General features: G+C 72.9%; 16 protein-coding genes. 3 read left to right on the forward strand and 13 right to left on the reverse strand.

Annotated elements, in window-relative coordinates:
* Together PKA89_RS04720 and PKA89_RS04725 are read right to left on the reverse strand one after the other, a co-directional pair.
* Positions 1-194 (reverse strand): chaplin family protein (locus PKA89_RS04720; RefSeq protein ID WP_324417076.1); only part of this gene is annotated, 194 nt, incomplete at its 3' end.
* Positions 195-291: 97 nt separating this feature from the next.
* On the reverse strand, positions 292-1,341 hold the full coding sequence (locus tag PKA89_RS04725) for a hypothetical protein (RefSeq protein ID WP_324417078.1): 1,050 nt from the start codon (positions 1,339-1,341) through the stop codon (positions 292-294).
* Positions 1,342-1,895: 554 nt separating this feature from the next.
* Here PKA89_RS04725 and PKA89_RS04730 point away from each other — a divergent pair.
* Complete coding sequence (locus tag PKA89_RS04730; RefSeq protein ID WP_324417080.1) at positions 1,896-2,600, forward strand: dienelactone hydrolase family protein; 705 nt, start codon at positions 1,896-1,898, stop codon at positions 2,598-2,600.
* 1 nt (position 2,601) lies between these two features.
* On the opposite strand, the gene PKA89_RS04735 is transcribed toward PKA89_RS04730, so the two are convergent.
* Genes PKA89_RS04735 through PKA89_RS04765 form a run of 7 tightly spaced genes read right to left on the reverse strand, consistent with a single transcriptional unit; the run spans position 2,602 to position 8,395 of the window.
* Positions 2,602-2,883: a MazG nucleotide pyrophosphohydrolase domain-containing protein gene (locus PKA89_RS04735; RefSeq protein ID WP_324417081.1), complete on the reverse strand. Its 282-nt coding sequence runs from the start codon at positions 2,881-2,883 to the stop codon at positions 2,602-2,604.
* Between the two features lie 27 nt (positions 2,884-2,910).
* On the reverse strand, positions 2,911-3,579 hold the full coding sequence (locus PKA89_RS04740; RefSeq protein ID WP_324417083.1) for an LON peptidase substrate-binding domain-containing protein: 669 nt from the start codon (positions 3,577-3,579) through the stop codon (positions 2,911-2,913).
* A 47-nt stretch (positions 3,580-3,626) separates the two neighbouring features.
* A complete protein-coding gene (locus PKA89_RS04745) occupies positions 3,627-4,913 on the reverse strand; it encodes a sodium:proton antiporter (protein ID WP_324417085.1) in 1,287 nt (428 codons plus the stop codon).
* Between the two features lie 6 nt (positions 4,914-4,919).
* Complete coding sequence (locus PKA89_RS04750; RefSeq protein ID WP_324417087.1) at positions 4,920-6,221, reverse strand: ArsB/NhaD family transporter; 1,302 nt, start codon at positions 6,219-6,221, stop codon at positions 4,920-4,922.
* Positions 6,218-6,769 (reverse strand): CBS domain-containing protein, encoded by a 552-nt coding sequence (locus tag PKA89_RS04755; protein ID WP_324417089.1) that lies wholly within the window; start codon positions 6,767-6,769, stop codon positions 6,218-6,220. Before PKA89_RS04755 ends, PKA89_RS04750 begins: the two co-directional genes overlap by 4 nt.
* Positions 6,770-6,797: 28 nt before the next feature.
* A complete protein-coding gene (locus tag PKA89_RS04760; RefSeq protein ID WP_324417091.1) occupies positions 6,798-7,721 on the reverse strand; it encodes an N-acetylglucosamine-6-phosphate deacetylase in 924 nt (307 codons plus the stop codon).
* Positions 7,718-8,395 (reverse strand): hypothetical protein, encoded by a 678-nt coding sequence (locus tag PKA89_RS04765; protein WP_324417093.1) that lies wholly within the window; start codon positions 8,393-8,395, stop codon positions 7,718-7,720. The genes PKA89_RS04760 and PKA89_RS04765 overlap by 4 nt, the downstream gene beginning before the upstream one ends.
* A gap of 136 nt (positions 8,396-8,531) precedes the next feature.
* On the opposite strand from PKA89_RS04765, the gene PKA89_RS04770 reads away from it, so the two are divergent.
* On the forward strand, positions 8,532-9,233 hold the full coding sequence (locus PKA89_RS04770; RefSeq protein ID WP_324417095.1) for a M50 family metallopeptidase: 702 nt from the start codon (positions 8,532-8,534) through the stop codon (positions 9,231-9,233).
* 101 nt (positions 9,234-9,334) lie between these two features.
* Here PKA89_RS04770 and PKA89_RS04775 read toward each other — a convergent pair whose 3' ends face one another.
* The 4 genes from PKA89_RS04775 to PKA89_RS04790 form a co-directional block, all read right to left on the reverse strand.
* A complete protein-coding gene (locus PKA89_RS04775; protein WP_324417097.1) occupies positions 9,335-10,159 on the reverse strand; it encodes a carbohydrate ABC transporter permease in 825 nt (274 codons plus the stop codon).
* A complete protein-coding gene (locus tag PKA89_RS04780; RefSeq protein ID WP_324417099.1) occupies positions 10,156-11,124 on the reverse strand; it encodes a sugar ABC transporter permease in 969 nt (322 codons plus the stop codon). The genes PKA89_RS04775 and PKA89_RS04780 overlap by 4 nt, the downstream gene beginning before the upstream one ends.
* 5 nt (positions 11,125-11,129) lie before the next feature.
* A complete protein-coding gene (locus PKA89_RS04785; RefSeq protein WP_324417101.1) occupies positions 11,130-12,386 on the reverse strand; it encodes an extracellular solute-binding protein in 1,257 nt (418 codons plus the stop codon).
* A 236-nt stretch (positions 12,387-12,622) separates the two neighbouring features.
* Positions 12,623-13,429 carry a DeoR/GlpR family DNA-binding transcription regulator gene (locus PKA89_RS04790; RefSeq protein WP_324417103.1) on the reverse strand — a complete coding sequence of 269 codons (807 nt, stop codon included), beginning with the start codon at positions 13,427-13,429 and terminating at the stop codon, positions 12,623-12,625.
* An 89-nt stretch (positions 13,430-13,518) separates the two neighbouring features.
* Here PKA89_RS04790 and PKA89_RS04795 point away from each other — a divergent pair, with 89 nt between their 5' ends.
* Positions 13,519-14,466 carry an ROK family protein gene (locus PKA89_RS04795; RefSeq protein ID WP_324417105.1) on the forward strand — a complete coding sequence of 316 codons (948 nt, stop codon included), beginning with the start codon at positions 13,519-13,521 and terminating at the stop codon, positions 14,464-14,466.
* Positions 14,467-14,708 lie beyond the last annotated feature (242 nt).

The raw sequence follows: 14,708 nt of genomic DNA on the forward strand, positions 1-14,708 counted from the left end.
TGCGAGTCCCCGAGGACGGAGACCGCGTTGCCCGCGGCGGTGACCGGGGCCGTGACATGGGCGATGACCTGGTTGCCTCCGAGGAGGCCGTCCGATCCGGACGTCGAGTCATCGGCCCAGGCGGGGGCGGCGAAGAGGACGCCGCCTCCGACGAGGAGGGCTGCCTGGAGCCCTCGGCGCATGAATGCGTGCATGACTGGGTGTTCCTTCCTGAGCTGGTTGATGGTCCCGCGCGTCGCGGGAGGGCCGGGGCGCCCGAGCCGGATGGCTCGTCAGGGCGCCGGCGCAGCGTCAGTCAGGACTGGTGCCGGGGCAGAGGGTCGGCGGGCGCGACGGCCCGCGGAGGAACGCACGGACCGCGTCCGTGGTCGGTCGAGGAGGGGTGGGCATCGAGGGGAGCACGGCGGAGGAGCCGGAGGGCGAACCGCCGCGACCCGCGGCGGACGACAGCGCGCCCGCGGCGGCCAGCGCACAGAGCGCCGAGAGCGGCGTCAGGGGTGCGGGGAGGCGGCCCGGCCCGCCTGGGGCGGCGGTCGGGGCGACCAGGGCGGCGACGACCGACCCACCGGTCGCCGTCACGGCGCCGACGACCCGCGCGATGGCGCCCCGGGCGCTCGGGGCGGTGGTGCCGTCGGTGGCGCCCGGGACGGCCGTCGGGACGGCGCCCGGACCGTCGGTGGACCCGACCCCCGGCACGGCAACCGGCGGCAGCTCGGCGTCGGCTCCGCCGACGACCCGGGTGGCGCCGTCGACCGCGTCGATCACCGTGCCCACGGTGTGGTCGACGGTGTCGGTGACGACCGCGACGCCGTCACCGACGGTGCCGAGGGTCGCGTCCACGACGTCGGTGGTCGTGGCGAGCGCGTCCGGGACCAGGGGGAGGTCGGCGGTGGCGGTCCGGACGACGGCGTCGACGCCGGCGGCGGTGTGCCGCACCGTGGTCGTCGTCGTGGAGACGGCGCTGGTGGCCGCGTGGCCCGCGCGGTGCACGGTGGTGGTCACCGACCGGGTGGCCTCGTGGGCCGTCGAGCGGACGGCGGTGGCGACCGGCTGGGCGGCGGGGACGCCGGACGCGGCGACCGCGCGGGACGCGTCGTCGGTGGCCTTCGTGGCCACCGTCGTGAGCGTCGACGTCGTGCGCGAGACGGCCTCGGTGGCCGTCGTCGTCACCGGGGCGAGGACCTCCTCGTCGAGGCCTCGCGCCACCGAACCGAGCAGGCCGGACCCGCCGGTCGACGGCTCGTCGGCGTGGGCGTCACCCGGGGCGAGGAGCAGCCAGCACACGGCGACGAAGGCAGCGGCGAGGCACAGTCGCACCGGGGTGCGCAGCCACGTCGTCACGGCCATCGTCGAAGGTCACCTCCCCCGTCGGAATGCACGGCGTTCGCACCACCACACCACATCGGATGGCCATTGTGGCGAATGGCGAGAATTCCCACCGACGAAGTCGTGAGCCGTCCGGCGAATGCGCTGCGGCCATTGTCCGGCCTCTTCCACGGGATGGTCAGCAGAGGGTCAAGACGGGGCACAGCGCCGACAACGATGTCGAGCCGCGAGTGGACACTCGCAGGTCAGCGGTGGTGCCAGGCAGGATTCCGGTGTCCGGCACCGGTCGTCGACCGACCCGCCCGAGGGACCGCCGGGCTCGCTCCCCGACCGGCGGCCGACCGTCCCGATGTCCATTTCCGGACACCGGTGGTCACGGGCCGCCGACATTTCCGGACGCGCCGTGCATCCGGCGTCGGCGCCATTCCCGAGCGTCGTCCCGGGAGCGGCATCGCGCCTTTCCCGAGAGGCACCTCGCCCGGGGTCGACCCCGACCGACCTCGGACGACCCGACCATGCGGACGTCACCACCGGACCGCCTGCGCCGGGTCGCCGGACATACTGGCGACATGAGCGAGCGCGTCGACGTCCCCACCCCCGACGGCCCGATGCCGGCCCACCGCTGGCTCCCGCCCACCGGCCGCGGTCCCGGCATCCTCCTGCTCCAGGAGATCTTCGGCGTCAGCCCCTACATCCGACGGCGAGCCGAGGACCTCGCCTCCCGCGGCTACGTCGTGGTCGCCCCCGAGGTGTTCTGGCGGCTCGGTGTCTCCGAGGTGCCGAACGGACCGGAGATGCTCCAGCAGGCGATGGGCGTCGTCGGGGACCTCGACTGGGACGCCGCGGTCTCCGACGCCGTGCGCGCGCTCGGCGCCCTCCGCGAGCAGCCCGAGGTCGAGGGCGGCATCGGAGTCGTCGGGTTCTGCTTCGGCGGTGGGCTGGGCTACGCGGTCGTCGCGCAGGAGCCGGCCGACGCCCTCGTCTCGTTCTACGGCTCGGCGCTCCCGCAGCTCGTCGACGCCGTTCCGTCGGTGTCGACGCCCTCGCTCCACGTCTTCGGCGAGTCGGATTCCTACCTCCCGATGGAGACCGTCGAGCGCATCCGGGCCAGCGTCACCGAGGGCGGTGGGCCGGTCGAGTTCGAGACCTACCCCGGCGCCGACCACGCCTTCGACAACGACGACTTCGTCAACCACGACGCCGCCGCGAGCGCCGCCGCGTGGGCCCGCGCCACCGACTACCTCGCGCGCACCCTGCCGACCGGCGGAGCCTGACTCAGGCGCACCGGCACGGCACGCCACCGCACTTCGGGCAGCCGTCGGCGTAGCGCGCCAGCGCCCGGTCGAGGTCGACCCCGGTCTGGTTGGCCAATGAGGCCACCCACGCGACGACGTCGGCGAACTCGTGCTCGCGCTGCTCGTGGCTCCCCTTGCGGACCGCCTGGGCCAGCTCCCCGACCTCCTCGGCCAACCAGGCCACGGTGCTCGGGACGCCGCGCTCGCGGTCGCGCTCGCCGTAGGTCGCCTCGATGACGCGCTGCAGGTGGCCGAGGTCCATGCCCGGCAGCCTACGAGTCCCGCCCGGTCAGTTGAGCGAGGCGCCGCCCAGGTCGGGCGGCGTGGGCAGGGCGGCGAAGCGGTCGACGATGGCCGTCTCGCGGCCCAGCAGCGACAGGACCGTGCGCAGCCGGGTCGCGGCGTCGGCCCCCTCGAGGACGCGCTGGCGGTCCCCCGGGTCGAGGACCATCCGCTCGACGACCCGGTAGGCGACGTCGCGCGGGCCGGTCTCCACCGGTTCGCTCGTCGCGCCGAGCGACTCGAGGTAGCGGGCGTGCGCCGCGAGGACGCGGGCGGTGAGCGCCTCGAGGTCCGGATCCGCCGCGTCGCCCACCTCCGGTTCCGCGAGCCAGCTCACCGCACCGGTGAGGTAGCTGGTCCCGACGTCGTCGAGCCGCTCGAGCCGGAAGCGGCGGGCGCCACGGGCCACGAGGTGCACGACCGTGCCGGCGGCACCGCGAGCCAGGGCCATCGCGTCGACCCTTGCCTCGCAACCGATCTCGTGGAGGTCGGTCGCCGCGCCCTCCCCGACCTCGTGCCCGTGCCGGATCCGGACGATGCCGAAGCGGCGCTCGTCCTCGGGCTCGGTCGCGAGCCGCTCGGCGAGCTCGAGGTAGCGCGGCTCGAAGAGCTGCAGGGGCATCCGCGCCCCGGGCAGGAGGACGCCGCCGAGCGGGAAGAGGGGCAGCGTGTCCATGCCCCACTGTAGGCACCGGACAGCGGCCGCGCGGCCGGTCCGGAGGCTCAGCGCGAGGTCTCGTCGAGCGTCGGCGCACCGGCGGCGGGGGCCGCCTCCACCGCCCGGCGGATCACCGGCCCGACGGTGAGTCCCTGCACGGCGATCGAGAAGAGGACGACGACGTAGGTGGCGGTGACGACGGCCCGCCGCTCGGGGACGTCCGGCAGGCCGAGGGCCAGCGAGATGGCGATGCCGCCGCGCAGCCCGCCCCAGGTGAGCAGCCGGGTCGTCCACGGTCCGTAGTGCTCGCGCCGGCGCACGAGCGCCATCGGCACCCCGACCGACACCAGCCGGGCGGCGAGGGTGACCGCGACGACGAGCAGCCCGGCGAGCAGCAGCGTGGGCGTCGAGTCGGCGAGGAGCACGTCGAACCCGATGAACGCGAAGAGGAGGATGTTGAGGACCTGGTCGAGGGTCTCCCAGAAGCCCTCGACGTGGTGGCGCGTCTCCCCGTGGAACGCGGTGTCCTTGCCGGCCGACATGACGAGCCCCGCGACGACCATCGTCAGCGGGCCGGAGAGGCCGAGCGACACCGCGGCCGAGTAGCCACCGACGACCATCGCCAGGGTGAGGATGACCTCGACGACGTGCCCGTCGATGGTGCGGCACAGGAACTGGACGAGGGCGCCGAGGGCGAGCCCGAAGAGCATCCCGCCGACCGCCTCGCGCAGGAAGATGCCGGCGACCCCGGCGACCGTGGGCTCGACGTCGTGCTCACCTCCGAGGCCCAGCGCCGCGCCGAGGACGACGAACACGACGACCCCGATGCCGTCGTTGAACAACGACTCCCCGGCGATGAGGTGGCGCAGCCGCTCGGGCACCCGCGCCCGGCCGAGCAGGTCGAGGATGGCAACGGGGTCGGTCGGGCTGATCAGCGCGCCGAAGAGCAGCGCCCAGAGCAGCGGGATGCCGACGCCGAGCGCGGTGAACACCCCCCACGACCCGAGGCCGAGGAGCACGGTGCTGATGAGGGTCCCGACCACCGCGAGGGTGAGGATGCCGACCCGCTGCCGGAGCACCCGCCGGGCGTCCAGCCCGAGCGCGCCGGCGAAGAGGAGGATCGAGAGGATGCCGTTGAGCACGAAGTCGGTGAAGTCGAGCCGTTGGAGCACCGACTCGAGCCCGTCCCGCAGGCCGACGCCGAGGCCGAGGGCGTCGAGGACGATGAGCGCGGTCGAGGCGAGCGCGGCCGCCAGGGTGACCCCGACCGTCGTCGGGATGCGCAGGAAGCGCTCGTTGAGCCACGCGAGCAGGGCGGTCGAGCAGAGCAGCACGGCGAAGGCGGAGAGCACGGTGCCTCAGCCCCAGACGAAGTAGCGCAGCCAGACGTACGGCACGCAGATCCCGATCGTCACGGCGGTGACGACGAGCCCGTACTTGGTGAAGGTCCAGAACGAGATCGGGTGGTCGTTGCGCTTCGCGATGCCGGTGATGACGACGTTCGCGCTGGCCCCGATGGCCGTCGCGTTGCCGCCGAGGTCCGCACCGAGCGCGAGCGCCCACCAGAGCGACTGCTGAGCCGGCGGCAACGCGCCGCCCGGCCCGACGAGGTCGTGCACGAGCGGCGCCATCGTGGCGACGTACGGGATGTTGTCGACGACCCCGGAGAGGACCGCCGAGCCGACGAGCACGCCCTGGGCGGCGGGGAGGTAGTGGTCGCCGATCGTCGAGGTGAGGGTCTTGGCGAGCTCGGAGATGACGCCGGCGTTGACGAGCGCGCCCACCATGACGAAGAGGCCGGCGAAGAAGAGCAGGGTCTCCCACTCGACGTCCTCGAGGTAGTCGTCCGACGGCAGCCGGGAGAGGACGACCGCGGCCCCCGCGCCGAGCAACGCGACGAGCGACGGCTCGAGGTGGGTCAGGTTGTGGGTGAGGAAGCCGAGGAGCACGAGTCCGAGGACGACGAGCATCCGGCGTAGCAGGCGCTGGTCGGTGATCGTCTCGCGCGGGGTCAGCGCCATGACCGCCTCGGCCCGCTCGGGGTCGTAGCGCAGGCGGCGGCCCCAGAGGAGCCAGGCCAGGCCGACGAACACGGCGATCAGGACCACGACGACCGGTGCGAGGTTGACGAGGAAGTCGTTGAAGGTGAGGCCGGCCCGGCTGGCGATGATGATGTTCGGCGGGTCGCCGATGAGCGTCGCGGCGCCGCCGATGTTGCTCGCCATCGCCTCGGCGAGGAGGAACGGCACCGGTGCGAGGGCCAGGCGCTCGCAGAGCAGCAGGGTGACCGGCGCGACGAGCAGCACCGTCGTCACGTTGTCGAGGAGCGCCGACGCGACGGCGGTGATGACGATGAGGAGCGCCATCATCCGGAACGGCCGGGCCCTGGCCTTCTGCGCCGCCCAGATCGCGACGAACTCGAAGATGCCGGTCTGCCGGAGCACGCCGACGATGATCATCATCCCGAGGAGCAGGAAGATGACGTTCCAGTCGATGCCGGTCTCCTCCGAGAAGAAGACGTCGCCGCCCCGGACCACGCCGATGACGACCATCGCCGCCGCGCCACCGAGCGCGACGGCGGTGCGGTTGACCTTCTCGGAGGCGATGAGAACATAGGCCGCCGCGAAGACGACGACCGCGGCGACGGCGCTGAGGGTCACGGTGCCTCGCGGGTCGGGCCGGACTCGTGGGGCGTGCCGCGCAGGATGATGTCCCTCTCGAGCCGGCGGCGCACGAGGTCGCTGTCCTGGCCGGCGGCCGTGGCGATGGCGGCGAGGACCCGCGACATCGTCAGCACTCCGCGGTAGGTGCCGTCCTCCTCCTTGACGAGGATGACCGGCGAGTGCGCGTCGTCCATGGCCGAGGCGATCTCGAGCAGGGTGTCCTCGGGGAGCACCGCCGGCGGCTTGCTGGCCGTCAGCTTCTCGTCGTCGAGGAGGTCGCCGATCGTCGACTCGTTGAGCCGCCGGCACAGGTCGTCGGCGCCCTTCTCGTCGTAGGCGTGGACGAGCTTGCGGTCGTCTCGGACCCAGCGCGGCAGGACGAGGCCGAACAGCTGGCTGCCCGGGATGACCGCGATGGGCACACCGGCGTCGTCGGCGACGACGAGGCCGGAGAGCCGGTACTCGGCGATCACCCGGGCGGCCTCGGCTCCCGTGGTCTCGCGCGTGACGGTGGGCACCTGTTCGACGAGGTCCTGGGCTCGCACGGGGTTCCTTCTCTCGTGGTCGGGTCGGTCAGGCGGTGAGGCCGAGGGCGCGCAGCGGGGTCGTGGTGGCGGCGGCGAGGACGTCGTCCTCGGGCAGGCCGACGACCTCGACGCACCAGCGGACGCAGTCGGCGAGGGTCGAGGTGCCGCCGGCGATGGAACCGGTGTCGGTCGTGCGGGCGGTGCCGTCGGTCACCTCGACCTCGAGCCCACCGAGCCGGTAGCGGCCGTCGCCGAGCCCGGTGGCGGCCATCGCGTCGGAGACGAGGACGAGGGCGTGTGGTCCGACGGTCTCGAAGACCATCCGCACCACCTCCGACGCCACGTGCACGCCGTCGGCGAGGAGCTCGACGACGGCGTCGCCCCGGGCCGCGGCCGCCAGGGCCGCGGCCACCGGTCCGCCGGCCCGGTGGTGCATCGGGGGCATCCCGTTGAAGAGGTGGGTGACGAGGGCCGGCGCGCCCTGGAGGTCTGCGACCGTCGCGAGGGTGCGCGCGGTGCGGGCGGCGTCGGCCTCGGTGTGCCCGACCGAGGGTCGGATGCCGTGCTCGACGAGGACGCGGACGAGGTCATCGGCCCCGGGCAGCTCGGGGGCGAAGGTCATGTGCCGCAGGGCATCCGGTGCACCGGCCAGGGCAACCGCCTCGACGAGCCGCTCGACGAGGGCCGGGTCGGGGTCGGCCAGCGCTGCGGGGTCGTGGGCGCCGCGCCGGCCGAGGGCCAGGAACGGGCCCTCGAGGTGGATGCCGGCGAGCGTGCCGTCGGCGACGAGCGGGGCCAGCGTCATCACCCGGGCGACGAGGTCGTCGGTCGGGGCGCTGACGAGGCTCGCGACGAGCCGCTCGGTGCCGTGCGCCGCGTGGTGGCCGGCCGCCGCGAGGCTGCCCTCGGTCGTGTCGCCGAGCTCGGCCCCGGCGGCGCCGTGGCAGTGGATGTCGACGAGGCCGGTCACGCCCCCGACGCTATCGCGTCCTCGACGGCGGTCCGGGCGGGGGAGGCGGCCGGTCCCGGGACCGGTTCGACGACCGGGGCGGCCTCGTGCCGGGCGAGCGTCACGGCGAGCAGCAGCAGTCCTGCCGCCAGCAGCAGACCGTGCACGACCCGTCCGGCCGGCGGCAGGAAGAACTGCGGCAGGTAGGTGACCAGGGCGGTGGCGGTGGCGAGCAGGCCCATCCGGGCGGCCGCGGTGGCTCGTCGGGCGAGGCGCGCCAGCCGGACCCCGGCGACGGCGAACGCCACCCAGCCGAGGGTGAAGGTGGTGAGCGCGACGGGCTGGTACCGGAACAGGTCGGCGGCCGAGGTCATGTCCGCGTGCCCCGTGCGGCCCACGGCGAGCCCGAGCGCGTGCAGGCCGTAGGCCTCGGCGCCGTAGTAGGGCAGGACGCCGAAGGCACCCCACCGGGCCCAGCGGGCGGCGGTGGCGTCGACCGCGCCGAGGCCGGTGGCGACGAGGACGAACCCGAGCATCCCCAGCAGGTGGGCGAGCACCCACGTGGGACGGGCGTAGAGGGCGGCGCCGGCGAGACCGGTCTCGTCGCCGTAGCCGCGCAGGGCGGGGTAGGCGGCGAAGGCGACGGCGGCCGTGGCGAGGGCCGCGGCGGCCCGGGCGGTCGGGGGGACGGTCATGGTGGCTCCTCACGGGTTCGGATTTTGGAGAGCACTGCTCTCGTTGCGGAGACGATGACATGCCGGAGCCGGCCGTGTCAAGAGCACTGCTCTCTTTTCGGCTCCGTGCAGGGTGAGCGGCTACCGTCCGGTGCGCATGGACGTCGGTGCGGTGTGGGCGCGGCTGCAACCGGTCGGGACGGTGGCCCTCGACGGGCGGCCGCTGCTCGTCGTGCTCGGCGCGGCGCTCGTCGCCGTCGGGGTCGGTCCGGTCTGGTCGGTGCTGCGGCTCGGCGTCACGCTGGTCCACGAGCTCGGTCATGCCGGGGTCGGGATGCTCTGCGGCCGTCGGTTCACCGGCTTCGTGCTGCGCGGCGACATGTCCGGGCACGCGGTGACCGTCGGCCCCGCGCGGGGTGCCGGCCGGGTCGCGACCACGTGGGCCGGCTACCCGGCGCCGGCGGTCGTCGGGGCCGCGCTCGTCTGGTTGGCCGGCCGCGGCTGGGCGCCCGTCGTCCTGGCCGCCGTCGTCGTCGTGCTCCTCGTGGCGCTCGTGCGGTCGCGATCGGCGCTCACCGTCCTCGTCGTGCTCGCCGTCGGCGCGGCCACCGCCTGGCTGTGGTGGTCGGGCCCGGACCGGCTCCAGGCGCAGGTCCTCGTCGGCACCGGGCTCGTCCTCGTCGTCGGGGCGTGGCGGCACCTCGGCGCCGTCGCCGGCTCGCAGGACCGGTCGGCGAGCCACGCCGCGGTCCTCGGGCAGCTGACCGGCGTGGCCCGGCCGCTCTTGGGCGCGAGCTTCGGCGTCGTCTTCGCGGCCGCGGCCTGGCTCGTCGCAACCACCGTCCTCGCCGCCCTCTGACCCCGACTTATTGCGAATAGGCCACCCCTGAGCAGCCATTTCGGGGCTCCGCGAGTGGGTGATTCGCAATAAGTCGGGAACGGCGGGGGAGGAAGCGGGGGCTACTTGACGGAGCCGGCGGTCAGACCGCCGACGAGGTGCTTCTCGATGAGCGCGAAGAGGATGACGACCGGCACGACGGCGATGACCGAGGCCGCGAACAGCTGGTCCCAGTTCTGCTCGTAGCCGGTGACGTAGGACCGGAAGCCGACGGTCAGCGGCTTCTTGTCGTCGTCGATCATCAGGGTGAGCGCGACGACGTACTCGTTCCACGCCGCGATGAACGTGAAGATGACGGCCGTGACCAGCCCGGGCAGCGTCAGCGGCAGCATGATCCGGCGGAGCATCCCGACCCGGCCGACGCCGTCGAGCGCCGCGGCCTCCTCGACCTCGAGCGGGATCGAGGAGAAGAACCCGTGGAGGATCCAGATCGCGAAGGCGAGGTTGAACGCCGCGTTGGTGATGATCAGCGCCCCGTAGGTGTTGATCATGTTCAGCTCGAAGAACTGCCGGTACAGCCCGACGACGAGCGAGGTCGGCGCGAACATCTGCGTGATCAGCACGACGAGGAGGAACAGGCCGCGACCGGGGAAGCGGTGCCGAGCCGTCATGAACGCCGCCGGGATGGCGACGAGGATGACGACCGCCGTCGCGCCGAGCGAGACGATGAGCGAGGTGAGCAGCCAGTGCGGGAAGCGGCCGTCGGTGAGCACGGTCGCGTAGGTGTCGAACTGCCACACCCGCGGCAGGAACGACGGCGGCGTGGTCTTGACGTCGGTGCTCGTCCGGAAGCTGTCGAGCACCATGACGAGGTAGGGCGCGAGGAAGACGAGTGCCACGGCGGCAGCGGTGAACGCGACGAGCCGGGGGCGGCGCACGCGGGTCATCGGGAGGTCTCCTCGCGCCAGTTGACGACCTTGAGGTAGACGAGGACGACGAGCAGGATGATGACGACGTTGATGATCCCCGTCGCGGCCGACATCCCGACGTCCTTCTCCTGGCTCTTGAACGCGAGCTTGTACATGAAGGTGATGAGGGTGTCGTGGGTGAAGCCGGGGTTGCGGTCGTTGAGCGTGTAGATGATCGGGAAGCTGTTGAACACGTAGATCGTGTTGAGCACCGTCGCGATGAGCATCGCCGGGCGCAGCAGCGGGAAGGTGATCTGCCGCCAGCGCTGCCATGGGGAGGCGCCGTCGACCTCGGCCGCCTCCATCACGTCGTCGGGGATCGCGTTGAGTCCCGCGATGAAGACGAAGATCGTGAACGGCAGGGACACGAAGACGCCGACGACGACCATCGAGGCCATCGTGAACCGGTCGTCGCCGAGGAAGCTGATCGGCTGGTCGATGAGGTGCAGGCCCTGGAGCACGTGGTTGACCAGGCCGTAGTTGCTGTCGTAGAGCAGCACGAACAGCTGGCTGGTGATGACGAGCGACGCGGCCCACGGCACGATGACGGCCCAGCGCACGAAGCGGCGCCCGGGGAAGTCCTTGACGAGCAGCTGGGCGAGGGCCAGCGAGAGCACGATGGTGATCGCGACGACGGCGACGACCCAGACGACGGTGTTCTTCAGGACCCCCGGGAGGTCGGGGTAGCTGAGCACCTTCGCGTAGTTGTCCCAGCCGGCGCCGCCCTTGTAGAGCCCGGTGATCGAGTACTCCGAGCGCGAGGCGCGGAAGAGCATGACCGCCGGGAAGAGGACCACCCCGACGATGAGCGCGATGGCCGGCGCGAGCCAGAGCAGCGCGACGGCGCCCCTGACCCGGCCGACCCCGGTGGACCGCCGCCGCGGGCGGGGTCCACCGGGGGTGCTGCGGGCCGACGGCGCCCGGACGTCGCCGGTCGTCGTCACGGGCGTCAGCCCTCCGACTCCGCGGTCTGCTGCAGCTTGTCGAGCACGGCCTTGGGGTCACCGGTGATGGCAGCGCCGAGGTTCTGCTGGACGGCCAGCTTGATCTTGTCCCAGGTCGGGTCGTCGGTCGGCGTGAGGCGGGCGTTCGGGAGGGTGTCGAGGTAGACCTTGAGCTTGTCGTCCTTCTGGAAGTACTCCAGGCCCGAGGTCGTCACCGGGAGGAAGCCTTCCTTCTCGATGAACGTGTTGATCTGGTCCTTCGAGTAGTAGAGCTCGTAGAACGCCTTGACGGCGTCCTGGTTGCCCTTCTTCTTGAAGGCCATGAGGTAGTCGGTGACGCCGAAGGTCTTGCTCTCCGAGCCGTCGTTGCTCGGGAACGGCGCGACGGCGTACTTGACGGTGCCGTCCTTGTCGAGGTCACCGGCGAGCGGCGAGAACCCGACGACCATCCCGGCCTTGCCCGACTTGAACAGGTCGAAGGCGTCAGCGCGGTTGGTGCGTGCCGGGTTGCCCTGCGTCACACCCTCACTCGCCAGCTTCTTCATGAACGTGAGCGTCTCGACGTTCTTGTCCGAGTTGATGGCCCACGTGCCGTCGGTCTTCCAGTCGCCGCCGTTGTTGAACAGCCACATGGAGAACTCGCCCTGCGCCTCCTCGGGGCCGAGCGGCATGGCGTAGCCGACGTTGCCGGTGGCCTTGATCTTCTGGGCGTCCGCCTCGAGCTCGGCCCAGGTCTTCGGCGGGGCGCTGATGCCGGCCTTGCCGAAGAGGTCGGTGTTGTAGAACAGCGCGCGGGCGCTGCTGAGGTCGGGGAAGCCGTAGAACTTGCCGTCGTACGTGCCGTACTTGACGAACGTCGGCAGGATGTCGGACTTGGCCTCCGAGGGCAGGACGTCGTCGGCGCTGTAGAGCAGCCCGTCCTTGGCGTAGCTCGCGTACGCGTTGAGGTTGAGGATGTCCGGCGGCTGGTTGTTCTGGATCATCGTCGAGGACTGCTGGTCGATGTTGTCCCAGCTGACGACGTTGACGTTCAGCGTGTACCCGTACTTGCTCTTGTACTCCTTGGCGAAGGAGTCCCAGAACGCCTTGGTGTTGTCCTTGGAGTACTCGGCCGCCATGAGGGTGATGGTCGTCGCCTTGTCGCCCCCGCTGCTCCCCCCGTCGGCCTGGTTGGCGCCGGTCCCCCCACCGCAGGCGGAGAGCACGAGGGCCCCCGTCGCCGCGGTCGCGGCCAGCATCGTGTGTCGTCGCGTCGTGCTCATCGTTCTCCTCGTCGAGAAGCCGGAGGTCCGGCGTGCTGCACCTACCCCGGGCGGACGTCCTGGACGCCCGCCGGCCGGGCGCCAGCCACGCTACACCTACGCATGAATGTGAGCGATCCGAGAGTCAAGTGATCACGAACGCGCAGCCACAGGTCATCGGGAGCCGCCCCGGCGGGGTGGGCGGCGCCGCCGACGAGTGAACCCGACCCCCGTCCTCCCGGCCACCCGGGACGGGGTCAGACGCAGACCACCTCGACGCCCCGCGCACGCAGCCCCTCGACCTCGGGGTCGTCCTCGGCGGCGGTCGTCACGAGGGTGCCGACCCGCTCCGCCGGGCAGATCGCGGCGAAGGTGCGCCGGCCGAGCTTCTCGGCGCCAGCGACGACGACGACCCGCTGCGACCGCTCGACCATCGCCCGGACGACCGCCGCCTCGTCGTCGTGCCGGCAGGTGGCCCCCTCGGCGGCGGAGAACGCGTTGACCCCGACGACCGCGACGTCGAACCACAGCCCGGCGATGACCTGGGCGGCGAGCGGTCCGGTCACCTCGTAGGACTCGGGCCGGGCCACCCCGCCGAGCGACACGCACTGGACGTGGGTGCGCAGGACCGCCTCGGCCGCGATGTTGAGGGCGTTGGTCACGAGGGTGAGCGGCGTGCCGTCATCACCGACGAGGTCCTCGCGGGCGGTGATGGCACGCGCGGTCGCGGTCGTCGTCGTGCCGCCGTTGAGGGCGACGACGTCCCCGGGGGCGACGAGCGCGGCGGCGGCGGTGGCGATCCGCCCGAGCGCGCCGTCGGCCTGGCTGGAGCGGTACCGGTACGGCAGCTCGTAGGCCACCGAGGTCGCGACGACACCGCCGTGGTGCCGGGTGACCAGCTGGCGCCGCGCCAGCTCGGCGAAGTCGCGGCGGACCGTCGCCTCCGAGACCGCGAGCTCGCGGGCGGTCTCGGTGACCGAGAGCCGGGCGCGGGTGGCCAGGAGGTCGAGGACGGCGGCCCAGCGCGACGTCGGCGTCCGCGTGCCGTTGGCCTCCTCGCTCACGCTCGTCATCGTAGGCGGAGGGTCGCCGCGGGGTGCGACTATGCTCGATCGGCCGTCCATTCCATCGCATTCGCGCACGAGGAGCACCGGTGACCGAGCTCGACGTCGACCCCTCCGGGGCGTCCCCCACGAGCGGCGACGAGCACCGTGGCGTCGTCGCGGCCGGGATCGACGTCGGCGGCACCCGCATCAAGGCCGTTCTGCGGCACGGCTCCTCGATCGTCAACCGGTACGTCGGACCGACCCCGCCGGACCTCGCCCACCGGTTCGGCGAGGTGGTGACCGCCGTCCTCGACCGGGTGGTGTCCGCGGGTCCCGGGCGACCGGCCCCGACGAGCGTGGGCGTCGTGGTCCCCGGCCTCGTCGACGAACGGGGCGGGGTCGCCGAGTGGTCCGCGAACCTCGGCTGGCGGGGGCTGGACATCCGCGCCGCCCTCGCCGGACCGGTCGATGCCGACGTCGTCGTCGGTCACGACGTGCGGGCGGGACTGCTCGGCGAGCACCTCCTCGGGGCCGCCCGTGGGGTCGACGACGTCCTCTTCGTCCCCCTCGGCACCGGCGTGGCCGTCGCGCTGATGACCGGGGGGCGGGTGGCGCGGGGCACGACCTGGTCCGGCGAGCTCGGGCACGTGCAGGTCGCCGCCGACGGTCCGGTGTGCGGATGCGGCCGCCGGGGGTGCCTCGAGACCGTGGCCGGCGCCGGTGCGGTCGGCCGACGCTGGCGGGAGAGCGGACGGGACGGGGACGCCCGCTCGGTCGCCGAGGCCGTCGCTGCGGGTGACCCTGTGGCGCAACGGATCTGGCGGGACGCGGTCGAGGCGCTGGCCGGCGGCCTCGCGCCGGTCGTCACGGCCGCGGGCAGCCGTCGGGTCGTCGTCGGTGGCGGGATGGCCGAGGCGGGCGCCGTCCTGTTCGACCCCCTGACCGCGGCCCTGCTCGCGGGCGTCCCCGACCCCGGGCTCGAGGTCGTGCCGGCCGAGCTCGGCGAGTGGGCCGGGGCCATCGGCGCCGCGCACCTCCTGCCGGCCGCCACCTGACCCCATCCGGTCGGGGGACGAACCGAGCGGTACGGGCATCGCGCCCCATCCGGGAAGCACCGGGGTCGTCCGGAAACGGTGTGGGTGCGACCCCGGGGTTCCCGGCACCCGGCGGGAAGGCCGTGGTCACGAGCACCGGGCCCGGGCCCGTAGACTGGTCGCTGCGGGCCCGCCCAGTTCTGCCTCGGGCCCCTGCTCCTCCCTCCGATGTCGATGCCGGTGACCGACCCCTGGTCACCCGA

Source organism: Phycicoccus sp. (assembly GCF_035325325.1).
Classification (GTDB): domain Bacteria; phylum Actinomycetota; class Actinomycetes; order Actinomycetales; family Dermatophilaceae; genus Phycicoccus.

Excerpts from the sequence above, each read along its gene's own strand:
- PKA89_RS04785 (WP_324417101.1), bottom strand. The coding sequence starts at position 12,386 with ATGAGCACGACGCGACGACACACGATGCTGGCCGCGACCGCGGCGACG.
- PKA89_RS04740 (WP_324417083.1), bottom strand. The coding sequence starts at position 3,579 with ATGGACACGCTGCCCCTCTTCCCGCTCGGCGGCGTCCTCCTGCCCGGG.
- PKA89_RS04765 (WP_324417093.1), bottom strand. The coding sequence starts at position 8,395 with ATGACCGTCCCCCCGACCGCCCGGGCCGCCGCGGCCCTCGCCACGGCC.
- PKA89_RS04775 (WP_324417097.1), bottom strand. The coding sequence starts at position 10,159 with ATGACCCGCGTGCGCCGCCCCCGGCTCGTCGCGTTCACCGCTGCCGCC.
- PKA89_RS04735 (WP_324417081.1), bottom strand. The coding sequence starts at position 2,883 with ATGGACCTCGGCCACCTGCAGCGCGTCATCGAGGCGACCTACGGCGAG.
- PKA89_RS04770 (WP_324417095.1), top strand. The coding sequence starts at position 8,532 with ATGGACGTCGGTGCGGTGTGGGCGCGGCTGCAACCGGTCGGGACGGTG.
- PKA89_RS04730 (WP_324417080.1), top strand. The coding sequence starts at position 1,896 with ATGAGCGAGCGCGTCGACGTCCCCACCCCCGACGGCCCGATGCCGGCC.